This is a genomic window from Clostridium neonatale, from assembly GCF_900465025.1.
In the GTDB taxonomy this organism is placed as follows: Bacteria; Bacillota; Clostridia; order Clostridiales; family Clostridiaceae; genus Clostridium; species Clostridium neonatale.
This window is the reverse complement of record NZ_UICR01000002.1, coordinates 976,771-991,033: the sequence shown is the minus strand read 5'-3', so window position 1 is coordinate 991,033 and position 14,263 is coordinate 976,771. Positions and strand designations below refer to the sequence as shown.

Here is a 14,263-nt window from a genome sequence, read left to right as displayed (position 1 = left end):
TTATGGGGATGATCCAAACTATTAAAAAAGCTAGTATGGGAGCATACAATGCAAGTAATCCATTAAATATTGAATTTGGAACCGTAATAGATTCAAAAAATTTAACAATTAGAGTAGAACAGAAAAAAACATTACCTAAAGAATTCTTTTTAGTTCCTGAAAGTCTAACTAGGTATGAAGTAGATTTAAAACATATCCATTCAACTAAAGATGGCTCTACTGGAAATAGTTTAGATAAATTAGTTATAAGAGAAGGATTAAAAAATGGTGATGGAGTTGTATTATTAAAAATAAAAGCAGGCTCAAAGTATCTAATATTAGATAAGATAGCAAATGAAATATTAGATGAGGTGATTTCTAATGAGTAATGTAAGTATTTTGCCGCAAGGTGCTACAGTAGGTAATATAGAAACAATAGAAAATACAATACAAGCAATTAAGACGTATAAAATCAAAGATGGAAAAGTAATAGGGTTTTGTGATGGTAAAGAAGCATTAGAACAAACTATATTTTTTATATTATCAACTGAAAGATACAAGTATTTAATATATTCAGATAATTATGGTAGTGAATTTGAAAATGTACCTAATATAGACAGAGATATATTAGAAAGTGAACTTAAAAGAAGAATCAATGAAGCTTTGATTCAAGATGATAGAATAGAGAGTACAGATAATTATATATTTAATTATGATGAAGACAGTGTATTGGTGAAATTCACTGTTTTTTGTATTTATGGAGATTTAGAAATTGAGAAGGAAGTGATCTAATGTTTTATGAGGACGAAAAAGATATTTTAAAAGAAATGATGAATCAAGTTACTAATGATATTGATAAAAGAGAAAATAGCAGCTTAGTATATAATGCATTAGCTCCTACAGCAATGCAAATTTCAAAACTTAGATATGATATGGATAGATTTTTAAACTATGCTTTTGCTGATCCCAATATTCCAGATGAATATTTAGATAATAAGTGTAGAGATTTTGGAATTAATAGAAAAAAGGCAACCTATGCTATTAAACTCGGAACTTTTAAAGATGAAGATAGTAATCTTATTGATATACCTTTAAATTCTAGATTTTCAATAGACAAACTATTTTATAAAGCAATTGAAAAAATTGAAGAAGGTAAATATAAGATGGAGTGTGAGACTGTAGGGATAACAGGTAATAGTCCTATAGGAGATTTATTACCAGTTGAATATATAGAAAAGCTCGCTAGCGCAGCAATAGGAGAAGTTATTTCAGAGGGAACAGATATAGAAAATAATCTAAGTTTATTTAACAGATTAATGATAAAAGTTCAGACACCTGCAACTAGTGGGAATGTATATGATTATTTAAACTGGGCATTAAGTGTTGAAGGTGTAGGTAATGCTTTAGTAAAGCCGCTTTGGAATGGGAATGGAACAGTAAAAGTTCTTATAACTAATAGTGAAAATAGAGCTCCTACAGATGAATTGGTTAAAAAAGTTAGGGATGTTATAGAAGAAAATAGACCAATAGGGGCGACAGTAACAGTTGCACCAATTCAAGAAACTAATATTACAATTAGTTGTACTTTGCTTTTAGAAAAAAATTATAATATTGAATCAATAAAAGAGAATATATCAGCTAATGTTAAAAATTATTTTAATAAAATAAATCTAAAATCCACTATTATAAGATACAACAGAGTTGTGAACTGTATTTTAGAAGTTGAGGGGGTTATTGATTATACTGAAATAACTGTAAATTCAAATAAAGAAAATATAGATTTAGGTGAGAATAATATCCCAATACTAGAAAGTGTGGTGGCTATGGTTGCAACTTAGAAATTTAGTCCCAAGAGAAATTATTGAGATTAAGGACATAGAAGAAATATATAAATCACAACAAGTTCAACTTGATAAATCTGAAGTAGATATCCACGACTTACTTAATCAATTTTCTGTTAATACTTGTACATGGGGAATAGTATTATGGGAAAAATTTATAGGAATATTAAGTGATTCATCTAAAAGTTTAGAAGAAAGAAAAGCTAGAGTGCTTGCAAAAATAAGAGGGCAAGGAACAACTACAATAGAAGCCATAAAAAATATTTGCAATGCTTATGCAGATAATACAGAAGTTGTTGAACATACATCAGAATATTGGTTTGAATTATTGCTAGAAAGTTATAATGGTTTTTTAACTGATATAGAATCTTTATATAACACAATAACTGAAGTAAAGCCAGCACATTTAGGCGTAAAGTATAAATTAATTGCGACAACTAAATCTAATTTTTATATAGGAGCAACATCTTTTACTGGTGAAACTATAACAACATACCCATGGCAGGAAACTGAGATTGAGAGTAAAGCAGACATATATGTACCAATTGTGAATTATTCAAATTTAGAAACTATAACAACATATCCTAAATAGACATAGATTGGAGATGATATTTTAATGGCAGCACAATTTTATACCATATTAACTGAAATAGGAAAAGCAAAAATAGCAAACAGTGGTGTAATGGGAACTAAGATCAATTTCACTAAATTAAAAATAGGAGATGGTAATGGCTCGTATTATAATCCAACTGAAAAACAAACAGATTTAGTAAATACAAAATGGGAAGGAAATATAACTCATGTAGGGACAGATGAGAAAAATCCAAATTGGATTGTTATTGAAGTTATGGTACCTGCCAATGTAGGAGGATTTACAATTAGAGAATACGGTGCATTTGATGATGAAGGCAATATGCTTGCAATCAGTAAATGTGCTGAAACATATAAGCCAACTGCAGATGATGGAAGTACAAAAGAATTATTAATTAAAATGATATTAGCAGTTTCTAATACAGAAAATATCACACTAAAGATAGATCCAACAATCATTTTTGCTAAAAAAAGTGAAATTGAAGAATTGAAAAATATAGTTAATGATATTGAAGATAAATTAAATAAGCATATAGATGATTCGCTATATCAAGAAGCAGGAGGAACAGCAACAGCTATAACATTATCTATGTTGACATTAAAAAATGGATATTCAAAAACATTTATAGCAACAGCTAATAATAATGGCTCTGCAACAACTATAAATGGTAAACCACTTTATAAACCAGGAACAACAACAGCGCCTAATATTAAAGCAGGAAAAGCTTATACAGTTTGGTACAATAGTGTGTCAGACTGTTTTTTCTTGCAAGCTAGTGCCGAAGGAGATGCAACAGTAGCGCAGGTACTAGCAGGCGCTATTTTTTCAACAGATGATGATACTGGTTTAGTTGGAGCTATGTCAAATAATACAGGAACAAATAAAGCATTAGCATTAAATGAAACGTGGGTTATACCCAAAGGATATCATGATGGTAATGGAAGAGTAACTCAGAATATACCTAATAATGGTGCAATAAATGCAAACTTAAATTGTGGAGAATCTAAAGATATCCCAGCAGGATATACCAATGGTGGAAGAATTACAGCTAATAGTTTAGCAAGTCAAACACCAGCAAATGCAGATGCAAGTACAATAATAGCAGGAAGAAATGCTTGGGTGAATGGTAATTTAATTAATGGGAACGCAAGTGTACAAAGTTTAGGCGGAAAGAAATTTGCAACTGGGTCGTTCGGAGAAATTGCAAGCAACGCAACTGTTACAGCAAGTTTTGGATTTAGACCATCAGCTATTGTTGGGTATTCAGGTTCATGGGCTGTATTAAGTTTCATAGTTGGCTCAACAGCAGGAGGTGGATTATACTCAGTAAGAACTGCGGCTGTTTGTGCTACAATTTCACTAAAAGATGATGGTTTTTTATTATATAACACTGGAAAAGGAGGTATAATTCCAGGTCTTACATGGTGTGCATATGAATAAGAGAATAGAAAGGAAATATTAATATGAAAACATTGATTTTACATGATGAGCAAGGAAATCTAGCATTTACAATGCAAGGAACAGAAATAAAAGACAATTATTCTTGTATAGTAACAGACATAGAAGAAAATAAAGAGATAGTATCTGTAGATGTATCTACAGGACAAGTAATAACAAAAGAAAAAGATACTAGAGTATCAGATATACAAGAATATTTAAATAATACAGATGATAGTACTATTTCTAAAGTAGAAGATACAATTTTAGAAATAGAATCAAATAAAATAGAAAATGGAGGAATGTAAAATGAATCTATACAAAATTTTAAAGAACAGAATTAATGCAGAATTAAAGAAAGAGGAAAATGAAAGAGAATTTACTGAAATATCTAGTACATTAGATATATTTCTAGCTGGAGGAAAAATAACAGTAGAACAGTATACAGAACTTAGCGAATTAATAGCAGCATAATTTTATAAAGCAAGATTTAAGCACCAGTAAGGTGTTTTTATTTTGCTTATTTTTATATTAGATAAGAAAGAAGGAGTGAATTAAAATGGATACATCTTAAAAGCCTAATAGTACCTAAAATTAAAACAAAGAAATAAACCTAGAACTTTAAAAATTTTTGAGATTAACAAAGGATGTGATATTTATGTTAAAACCACCTATTTGTCGTATGGGAGGAAAGAGTAAATTAAGAAAGACAATAATAGAAATGATACCAGACCATACATGTTACATAGAGTTATTCTTTGGAGCAGGTTGGGTGTACTTTGGAAAAGAACCTAGCAAAGTAGAAGTGATAAATGACATAGATAAAGAGCTTATTAACCTATTTAGAATGATAAAACACCATTCCCCAGAAATTGAAAGACAATTAGAGTATGAGTTTTCAGGAAGAGATGTTTTTGAAGAATATAAGAATTGTACTATTGAATACCTAACAGAAATACATAGAGCTGTTAGGTTTTTATATTTAATAACACAAAGTTTTGCTGGTCGAGGTGGAGCATATGGATATGGAACAAGTACAAAACCATCACAACAAATTTTTTATAAAAATGTATTAGGAGAACTTAAAAAAAGATTGCGAAATACTTATGTTGAAAATCTGTCCTTTGAAAAGATTATTGATAAGTATGATAGAGATTATAGCTTTTTCTTTTGTGATCCTCCATATTTTGAAACAACAGGATATGGTAATACATTCGGAGAAAATGAACAACTATTGTTAAGAGACAAGCTAAGTAATTTGAAAGGGAAGTTTTTATTAACAATAAATGCTCATGAAAAAGTTAGAGAATGGTATAAGGATTTTAACTTAAAAGAAGTACAAGTTAATTATTCAGTATCAAAAGAAGCGAAGGCAAGAGGAAAATACAATGAATTAATAATCACAAATTATTAACTATAAACAAGATAAGTAATGAATTGAGACTTTTAAAGTCTTTATACTTTACTTTTTTATATATCTAAAATTTCCAAGCGCTTGGAGAAATGGAGGTGAAATATGACAACAGAGTTTTGGATTCAGATGATAATTTATGGAGTTACTTTTGGAGTATCTGCAGGAATAATTAAAACTAAATTAAACTACATTGAACAGAAACTAGATAAACATAACAATGTAGTGGAAAGAACATATAAACTTGAAAAAGATTTGTCTGTTATAGAAGAAAAACAAAAGGTTGCTAATAACAGAATTGATGATCTTGAAGAAAATAATAAGAGAGAAGGTATGTAAAATGGAAATGATTAAAGAAAGTTTAACAGAATTATTTGTTATTATTGCATGTGGAGCTATAAGTGTAATAGCTGGTTATGTAACACTTTATACTAAAAAGCTTACAGAGAAGGTCAAAGCAGAAACAGATAAAGTTAAAGATGAAAATCAAAAGTTATTAATAAATTCAGCTATAGATAGAGCTAATGACTTAGTAACTAAGAATGTTGTAAAAATGGAACAAACATTAGTAAAAGAGATTAAGGAAAAAACAGAGGATGGAGATATTAAGAAAGAGGAATTACAGAAGATAGCTGAATCCGTAAAGGAAAATGTATTAAATCAGCTATCTAAAGAGTCACAGGATTTAATTAACTTAGAAATAAAGGATTTAAGTGGTTATATAGAAGCACAAATAGAGGTGGCTTTAGGAACATTAAAAAATCAAGTAACAGTTTAATTTAAAAGTAATTTAGAGCAGTCTTAATGGCTGCTTATTTTTTTATATTTAAGGAGGAGTTGTTTATGGAAAATAAATTTGTATTAGGTGCAATAGAGTCACCAGTAGATTTAAGAGACTATGACTATTCAATGATTTCATGTAGTGGAGATAAAGTTGATATTCCCAAAGAATTTATATTAGATTATGATTATCCAATACTTAATCAAGGACTTATAGGTTCATGCGTAGCACATGCATTAAGCTGTATGAAGTCTTATATAGATGGTGTAAGCATAAATAATATGTATTCTGTAGGTTTTTTGTATGCAAATAGACAAGAAGATGATTGGCAAGGTACAGGAATGGTTGTAAGAGAAGCATTAAAAAACCTTGTTAAATATGGAGATTGTTATAAATATTCTTTTCCAATAAACCAGGAGTACCCAGATATATTAGAAACGTTAGATAAGTACGATAAAATCAAATTAATAGATGAGGCAGATGATCACAAATCTTTGGCTTACATTAAATTAGAGACAGAAAATATTAAAGAATATTTAGTTAAATATAAAAAACCAATATTAGTAAGTGTTAATATCTACGAAAATTTTTATACTGCAAACACTAATAAAGGAGTTATACCAGCAGAGCCTACAGGAAGTAAAAAGGGTGGACATTCTATGTTTTGTATAGGATATAAAGAAGATACACTTATTCTTATAAATAGCTGGGGAGATTATAATGGAGATAAAGGAAAATATTATTTAGATATTAATTCTAGCATTATAAAAGAACTTTGGGCTTTAGAAGATAAAAAGCAAATAAAAGAGCCTGAAAAGAAAAAGTATAAAGTTGGCTGGAATAAAGACAATAAAGGCTGGTGGTTCTCTACAGATGGAGAAACATACTGTAAAGAGGAATGGAAACAAATAAAAGGAGAATACTACTACTTCAATAAAAAAGGTTATGCTTTAGATGGTGAGTGGATTCAATCTCCTACAAGTAAAAAGTGGTATTACTTAGAAAAAGATACTTGTAAAATGCTTTCTAATTGCTGGGTTAAAGATAAAGGCAAATGGTATAGATTAGAGAAAGATGGTTCTATGCTAACAGGCTGGTTCCAAGATTCTAATAGTAAATGGTATTACCTAGATTTAGACCAAGGGTATATGTATAGCTCTGCAACTATTCTTATAGATGGAAAGTACTATTCTTTTGATAGTTCTGGAGCATGGATAGAAAAAAAGATATTTAAGGGAATAGATGTAAGTAATAACAATGGAAGTATAAACTTTAATAAAGTAAAAAATAGTGGTGTAGAGTGTATTTATATAAAGGCTACAGAAGGTACTACATTTAAAGATGGATATTTAGATTATAACTATAATAATGCACATTCTGTAGGATTAAAAACAGGATTCTATCACTTTTTAGTTGGTACAAGTGCTCCCGAAACACAAGCAATTAATTTTTATAATGCTATTAAGAATAAATCCAATGATCTTATTCCTATGTTAGATATAGAAACTAATTTTAATGGATTAGTAGATTATGCAGAAAGATTTATTAAGAAATTTAAAGAATTATCTAATATGAAAATAGGAATTTACACATACACAGGATTTTTAAGTAATTTAAAAGGAAAATTTACAGAGTACCTATTATGGGAAGCAAATTATAATAATACTCCATGGAAATTACCTAATAATTCTTATACAAGAGTTGGACACCAGTATACAGAGAAAGGAAAGGTCAATGGTATACAAGGCTCTGTAGATGTAAATGAATTTAATAATAGTATTTATAATTAAGTAATTGAAAAATTATTTAATAGTATGATATAATGTTTTCACAAATAATAATACCATTCAAAAATTTTATATATCTATAAATGTTAGAAAACAATGAAAGCCGGTTAGAGATTAATTTCTTTAATCGGCTTTTATCATTATGTAAAATATGTTAAAATATAGTTATTCCAATACCAATTATAAAAGGCAACATGTAAGAGTAATTTCTTATGTGTTGCATTTTTTTATACAAAAAAAGAGCAACTTATAAGGGGGTATAAGCTACTCTTTTTTGAATTATATTATGGAGAGATACAATAATGAAAAAAATTATTATCACTATACTGCTATTATATAAATGCAATGTGACAAAAATGTGACATTATGTAGAAAAGTGTTAAAAAATATGATATTATAAATATGCAATAGATACAAATTAGTTCAAATATTCCCTAAAGAGATGGTTTAAAGATAGCTCCTTTGACCATCTCTTTTATAGTGAAATAATAAAGTTATTCTAAAACATTCCGATATAACATATGTAGGGAGGGACACTCTTTATAACATATTCACATTTACTATATACTACATAACAAAAAAGGAGATAGCTATGAATTTAGTTGTCTCTTTTTACTTAGTCATTAACTGAGTAATACTTAAAAAATATGATATAAAATATTGAAAAAATTAAGGAAGTTATAGTATAATATGAATTGGAAATAACTCTTTTTCCAAAGCCTTAAAAGAGATAGCTTTATTTACCTGTTTGTGCTATCTCTTTTATTTTTTTATTATCCAATATATCTAAAGATGAAAAAATACTATGATAGATTAGATTAAAAAGTTACTGTATGCTAAAGTAATTTTAAAATAAGTCGAAATTAAATTGCGTAGGGAATTTCTTATACATAATTACATTAAACTTATAATCAAAAGGAGACAACTATTAATTTAGTTATCTCCTTTTTTGTAGGTTAATATCATGTCTGTTTAGATTATAGACATATATAAAGAAAAATATTCCACATAAAAACAAATAATGATATAATAACACTATATTCCGCAAAGATGGGTGCGGTGGTTGTACGTTTTCCGCCTTGGGCTATTAAAAATAATAGTCTAAGGGGGTGGTATTAGATTGTGATAATTGGAATGTTAATATTATCAATATTAGTATTATTAGTAATATTGATTAATAGAGCTTTAAGAAGCAGTTCAAAGAGCTGCGAATTTAATTTAGAAGTTAACATAAAGGGTTTTAAAATAAATTTTAAAACAACAGAAAAGAACGCCCCATCTAGCAATGACTAAGCGTTCATAATTCTGTAAAAAATATATTCGAATCTAATAGCCCTAAAACTAAAAACGTTCTAGGAGAAGCTTAGTGTTCCCGCACTAGGCTTTTCTTATTTATATTATAACAAATATTTAATAAAAATAAACAGTTATTTTATATATAGTAACAAGAATTTCACCCCTATGTAACAAGAATTTTCACCCTTTTGAATGCCTTTAAGTCCCGATACTACAAGGGTTTAAAGATAATTCCACTAGGTGTAACAAGAGTTGAAATTACACGTGCTTATCTTTATATATATAATATTATATTATATATGTATGTATATGTATCTCTCTTATTATATATATATATTTATATATTATTATTACAATATATATAATATATATATAAAGGCAAGGAATAGAGAGGGTTTAGGGTGTAACAAAAAGTGTAACAAGAAAAATTTTACAAAAATAAAGAAAGTGCTATAAAGCTAGAACTGTTGAGGAATAGGATGATAACAAGAATTAAATTAGTTTTTGCGACATTTTTATTACAGTTCTTATGACACCTACTGGTAAGGAAGAAAAAGCTCAATCCAATTTTGGACTGAGCCGATTTTTTGGCGTAGTTACTGTCAATATTGATATAGTAACTACACTTTTATTATTAGTTTGTTAGGGAATGTTATATTTATTTGGTGGTGTTAATTATACTGTCATTTTTTATATTAGATTCAAATATCCAAGCAATTGGAAAATTAATATGTATTTGAAGAGTCTTGCAGGAGTTCCAGCTATGGCACTAGAATATGCTATGAAGCAAAATGGAATCATTCCAAAGACAGATGCAAATATGGTTACAAATATAGATTTTGCAGCTACTGCAGGAGCATTTAAAGGTGGTACTGGAGATTACGTTGCTTTATTTGAGCCAACAGCTTCAGTTCTTGAAAAAGAAGGAACAGGTCATATACTTGCTTCTGTAGGTGAAGAATCAGGTGTCATACCATATACTTGTTTCTTTGCTACAAATTCATATATGAAAGAAAATCCAGAAGTAATACAGAAATTCACAAATGCTATTTATAAAGGCCAACAATGGTATTTTTCTCATTCAAGTGAAGAAATAGCAGATAAAATAATTGACTATTTCCCTGGTACTGATAAAGATACAATAGTTACAGTTATAGATAATTATAAGAAAATCGATGCTTTGGCTCATAATCCAGTAATTAAAGAAGAAGATTTAAATAGATTAATGGATATTATTATTGAATATGACAGCAGTTTAATTCCACAAAAACCAGCATTTAACGCTATTGTTGATAACTCTTATGCAGAAAAAGCTATAAAATAGTGTAAACAAAAAGATGATAAGGTGGTGGAATTATATATGACATTATTAAAAATATCCAATATATCAATGAATTATCATACAGTTCAAGGTGAAACAAAAGCATTGGATAATGTTAATTTTGATGTTGAATTTGGTCAGTTTATTTCCATTTTAGGACCTTCTGGATGTGGGAAGTCCACACTTCTTAATATAATAAGTGGTCTTTTAAATCCAACAAGTGGTGGAGCTTTATATAAAGGAGAAGATATAAAAAAACATCTGGATAAGATTGGGTATATGTTTCAAAAAGATCACTTATTCGAATGGAATACAGTTTGGAATAACGTAATTCTAGGATTAAAAATAAAAAATAAGCTTAATGATGAATCTATTGATAGAGTAAATAAACTTTTAGAGACTTATGGACTTAGTAAGTTTAAAAATCATCATCCAAGTCAATTATCAGGGGGAATGCGTCAAAGGGTTGCACTTATTAGAACTTTAGCTCTTAATCCAGAGATATTGTTTTTAGATGAACCATTCTCAGCATTAGATTATCAATCAAGACTTTTAGTATGTGATGATGTATACAAGATAATTAAAAATGAAAATAAAACAGCAATTATGGTTACTCATGATATAAGTGAAGCTATTTCAATTTCAGACAAGGTAGTTGTTTTAACTAAGAGGCCATCAAGTGTAAAAATAGAAGAAGATATAGAATTTTTAAAGGATAATTTAACTCCTTTTGAAAGACGTAAGGAGCCAGAATTTAGAGAGTATTTCAATAAGTTATGGAAGGAGTTAGATGAGTGCAATGAATAAGGCAGAAGAAAAGAATATTAGTAAAGAGCATGAGATATATCTAAAAAGCGTTAAAGCTAGTAAGAGAAAAATAATAATAAGCAGAATTCTTATTCTTGTGATCTTTATAGGCTTGTGGCAAATTGCAGCTGATTTAAAATGGATAGATCCATTTTTAACATCTAGTCCTAGCAGAGTTATAAAATCGTTCATATCGTTATATGAAGATGGAAACTTATTAAATCATATATTGGTAACATGTTATGAGACAATAATAGGATTTACGCTAGGAACTGTATTAGGTGGAATAATTGCAGTTATATTATGGTGGTGTCCATTTGTATCAAAAATATTAGATCCATATTTAGTAGTATTAAATGCGCTTCCTAAAGTAGCATTAGCTCCAATTATAATATTTTGGATAGGTAATGGAAAACCAGCAATAATTGTAATAACATTATTGATTTCCATTGTAACTACAATAATCAGCATATTAACAGGATTTAATGAAATAGAGGATGAAAAAATCATGCTGATGAAGACCTTTGGCGCATCAAAAATCCAAATGCTTAAGTTTTTAGTTTTTCCATATTCAATTCCTGTTTTTATATCTGCATTAAAAATAAATGTGGGATTATCTTGGGTTGGTGTAATTATGGGAGAATTCTTAGTTGCTAAAGAAGGCTTAGGATTCTTAATAATATATGGAGGACAGGTCGCACAGCTTGACATGGTAATGATGAGTATTGTTATTTTATCAATTGTTGCTTTTTTAATGTATGAAATAGTAGCTGTGGTACAGAAAAAATTAGTTAATGAAAAGAATAATTGATATAAAAAGATGCTTCAAGAAACAATATCTTGAAGCATCTTTTTATACATTACTATTTCAATCGAGTTAAGACACTAAGAGCACGATTTAGTGTATGTATACATTATACTAAGGATATTAAATTTATTGTATAGATTATTGAGAAATACTAAGCATATTAGTTTTGAGAAATATTATCTTAAATAAATGAAGTTTTATGTATATAAATATTAATTTATTTAAGATCAGATTAGGTTTATATTTAAATCATAGGAAAAACGTTTAAAAATTGCATTTAATTACTATAAATACAAGTTATTAATATATTATATATGATTTTATCTACATATAAGCTAAATCAATAATTTACTTATTAATTAAATAGTGTTAAATTGTATAGTATATAACTTGGTAATTGGGATAAAGGAATCTTGAGGAATAATTGAAAGGGGCAGAAAGATGGAGCTTTTTAGAGAAACATTGATTATTCTTGGAATTTACTTAATAGGTGAATTTATATCATCAATATTAAATTTACCTGTACCGGGGAATATATTAGGAATGCTTATATTATTCATATTGCTATGTAGAAAAATTTTGAAGATTGAAAATATTGAAATTGAATCAGAGTGTTTATTAAGTCATTTATTGCTATTTTTTATTCCAGTAGGAGTTGGACTTATGCCTTCAATGGATATAATAAAATCTACATGGATTCAAATATTTATTGTATATGTTATAACAACAATGGTAATAATAGGTGGGATTGGTACAATTATTCGATTTATATCAAGCAAGAAAAAAATAGAAATGAATGAAGGTGAAGATATCGGAAGTAATACCAGGTAATTTACTATTTTCATTAGTCTTCACTAGCTTCTTATGAAATAGGAGTATATAGGGAGAGAAAAACTAAACTCAATTAAAGTCTTATAACTTGGAAAAGTTCAAGGTGGAATAAGCATACTTTCTATTGGAATTGCTGGAATTATGAATGTGGTACTTACTCTATTATTATTGAATTTATTTAATGATATATTTTGATTAGAAATGATATACATATAAAACTATATAGTTTATTAAAATATAAATCAATTATAAATCAGTTAAGATATTCTAGAATATTATTTTAGAGTATCTTATTTTTTTTATATTGTGATTTTAACATTTGTAATTTCACGTACTTATAAGTGTTTATTTTAAAAAATTTTATATAAAATATTGATATTTGATGCAAACTATAGAAGATTAATATTTGAAATCTGTGATAATATATCATCTATGAATAATGATAACATTAATTTTAGAATATATAGGAGGAAATAATGAAAAAGTTAAAAGAATACGCAATTATAACATTAGGTATAGCAATAGTAGTAATATCATTACAATTTTTCTTTTTCCCAAATGAAATAGCGTCTGGAGGAATATCTGGATTAGCTCTTGTAATAAATAAATTACTTGGAATTAAGACAGGAATAGTAATGAACATATGTAATGTTGTGCTATTTGCATTAGCATTTATGTTTCTTGGTAAAAGCTTTGGTATAAAAAGTTTATATGCAGCTTTTGGATTATCAATATCATTATCAGTAATTGAAAGAAATTTTGATGTAGTACCATTTACAGATAATTTAATACTTGCATCTATATTTGGAAGTGCATTATTAGCCTTAGGAACAGCAATTATGCTTACCCAGAATGCAACTACAGGTGGAACAAGTATAACAGCTAAACTTATTAGCAAGTATTTTAATATAGATTTTGGAAAAGGTCTTTTAATATCAGATTCTATTGTAATTATTTTAGCTATGTTTACTTTTGGAACAGAGCTTGCATTATTTGGATTATTAAGTGTTTATTTAACAAGTACTTTAATTGATAAGTTTATAGATGGTATTAATGTATCTAAACAGGTAATGGTATTTACTAAAAAAGAAAAAGTGGTTTCGGATTATATAATAAAGGAAATACATAGAGGATGTACAGTCTTTCATGGAAAGGGTGGATATACAGGACAGGATAACTGCGTTATATTAACTATATTGACAAGAAGTCAATTTATAAAATTAAAACAGTTTATAAAAGAAAATGATAGCAGTGCATTCATTACTGTAAGCGAGACAAGTGAAGTGCTTGGAGAAGGATTTAAGAGCTTAAAAGGTTAAAAAATAATATTTAATAAGATTAAAGTTAAAAAATCACTAGAAAGATGATTAAT

At 27.9% G+C, this 14,263-nt stretch carries 16 protein-coding genes and 1 pseudogene; all 17 read left to right on the top strand.

Translation table 11 applies throughout. The features are described from left to right. The first annotated feature begins 2 nt into the window (after positions 1–2). The 17 genes and pseudogenes from CNEONATNEC86_RS16085 to CNEONATNEC86_RS16010 all read left to right on the top strand — a co-directional run bounded on the left by CNEONATNEC86_RS16085 (position 3) and on the right by CNEONATNEC86_RS16010 (position 14,210). Positions 3–368 (top strand): DUF2577 domain-containing protein, encoded by a 366-nt coding sequence (locus CNEONATNEC86_RS16085; protein ID WP_159136379.1) that lies wholly within the window; start codon positions 3–5, stop codon positions 366–368. Beyond that, positions 361–771, top strand: coding sequence for a DUF2634 domain-containing protein (locus CNEONATNEC86_RS16080; RefSeq protein WP_159136378.1), 411 nt, complete (start codon positions 361–363; stop codon positions 769–771). Before CNEONATNEC86_RS16085 ends, CNEONATNEC86_RS16080 begins: the two co-directional genes overlap by 8 nt. Further along, positions 771–1,817 carry a baseplate J/gp47 family protein gene (locus tag CNEONATNEC86_RS16075; RefSeq protein WP_159116690.1) on the top strand — a complete coding sequence of 349 codons (1,047 nt, stop codon included), beginning with the start codon at positions 771–773 and terminating at the stop codon, positions 1,815–1,817. Before CNEONATNEC86_RS16080 ends, CNEONATNEC86_RS16075 begins: the two co-directional genes overlap by 1 nt. After that, complete coding sequence (locus CNEONATNEC86_RS16070; protein WP_159136377.1) at positions 1,807–2,412, top strand: putative phage tail protein; 606 nt, start codon at positions 1,807–1,809, stop codon at positions 2,410–2,412. Before CNEONATNEC86_RS16075 ends, CNEONATNEC86_RS16070 begins: the two co-directional genes overlap by 11 nt. 24 nt (positions 2,413–2,436) lie before the next feature. Then, entirely contained in the window at positions 2,437–3,852 is a 1,416-nt protein-coding gene (locus CNEONATNEC86_RS16065; protein ID WP_159136376.1) for a phage tail protein, read from the top strand. Between the two features lie 23 nt (positions 3,853–3,875). Next, complete coding sequence (locus tag CNEONATNEC86_RS16060) at positions 3,876–4,157, top strand: hypothetical protein (RefSeq protein WP_159136375.1); 282 nt, start codon at positions 3,876–3,878, stop codon at positions 4,155–4,157. A 1-nt stretch (position 4,158) separates the two neighbouring features. Beyond that, positions 4,159–4,323, top strand: a complete 165-nt coding sequence (locus CNEONATNEC86_RS16055) for a hypothetical protein (RefSeq protein ID WP_243123038.1) — start codon at positions 4,159–4,161, stop codon at positions 4,321–4,323. Positions 4,324–4,507: 184 nt separating this feature from the next. After that, a complete protein-coding gene (locus tag CNEONATNEC86_RS16050) occupies positions 4,508–5,263 on the top strand; it encodes a DNA adenine methylase (protein ID WP_159136374.1) in 756 nt (251 codons plus the stop codon). 102 nt (positions 5,264–5,365) lie between these two features. Then, complete coding sequence (locus CNEONATNEC86_RS16045; protein ID WP_125149986.1) at positions 5,366–5,599, top strand: hypothetical protein; 234 nt, start codon at positions 5,366–5,368, stop codon at positions 5,597–5,599. 1 nt (position 5,600) lies between these two features. Then, complete coding sequence (locus tag CNEONATNEC86_RS16040; protein ID WP_125150215.1) at positions 5,601–6,038, top strand: hypothetical protein; 438 nt, start codon at positions 5,601–5,603, stop codon at positions 6,036–6,038. Positions 6,039–6,103: 65 nt separating this feature from the next. Beyond that, a complete protein-coding gene (locus CNEONATNEC86_RS16035; protein ID WP_159136373.1) occupies positions 6,104–7,831 on the top strand; it encodes a GH25 family lysozyme in 1,728 nt (575 codons plus the stop codon). Between the two features lie 1,119 nt (positions 7,832–8,950). Next, positions 8,951–9,121, top strand: a complete 171-nt coding sequence (locus CNEONATNEC86_RS21335; RefSeq protein WP_200848536.1) for a hypothetical protein — start codon at positions 8,951–8,953, stop codon at positions 9,119–9,121. Positions 9,122–9,875: 754 nt separating this feature from the next. Continuing rightward, positions 9,876–10,448 (top strand): annotated as a pseudogene (locus CNEONATNEC86_RS16030) (ABC transporter substrate-binding protein); the annotation flags it as partial. A gap of 36 nt (positions 10,449–10,484) precedes the next feature. After that, the gene (locus tag CNEONATNEC86_RS16025) at positions 10,485–11,252 is read left to right on the top strand and encodes an ABC transporter ATP-binding protein (protein WP_125148485.1); all 768 of its coding nucleotides are present in this window, start codon (positions 10,485–10,487) and stop codon (positions 11,250–11,252) included. Further along, the gene (locus CNEONATNEC86_RS16020; RefSeq protein WP_185738698.1) at positions 11,236–12,063 is read left to right on the top strand and encodes an ABC transporter permease; all 828 of its coding nucleotides are present in this window, start codon (positions 11,236–11,238) and stop codon (positions 12,061–12,063) included. Before CNEONATNEC86_RS16025 ends, CNEONATNEC86_RS16020 begins: the two co-directional genes overlap by 17 nt. 438 nt (positions 12,064–12,501) lie before the next feature. Next, the gene (locus CNEONATNEC86_RS16015) at positions 12,502–12,891 is read left to right on the top strand and encodes a CidA/LrgA family protein (RefSeq protein WP_125148484.1); all 390 of its coding nucleotides are present in this window, start codon (positions 12,502–12,504) and stop codon (positions 12,889–12,891) included. Positions 12,892–13,367: 476 nt separating this feature from the next. Beyond that, on the top strand, positions 13,368–14,210 hold the full coding sequence (locus tag CNEONATNEC86_RS16010) for a YitT family protein (protein WP_058296175.1): 843 nt from the start codon (positions 13,368–13,370) through the stop codon (positions 14,208–14,210). The last annotated feature ends 53 nt before the right edge of the window (positions 14,211–14,263 follow it).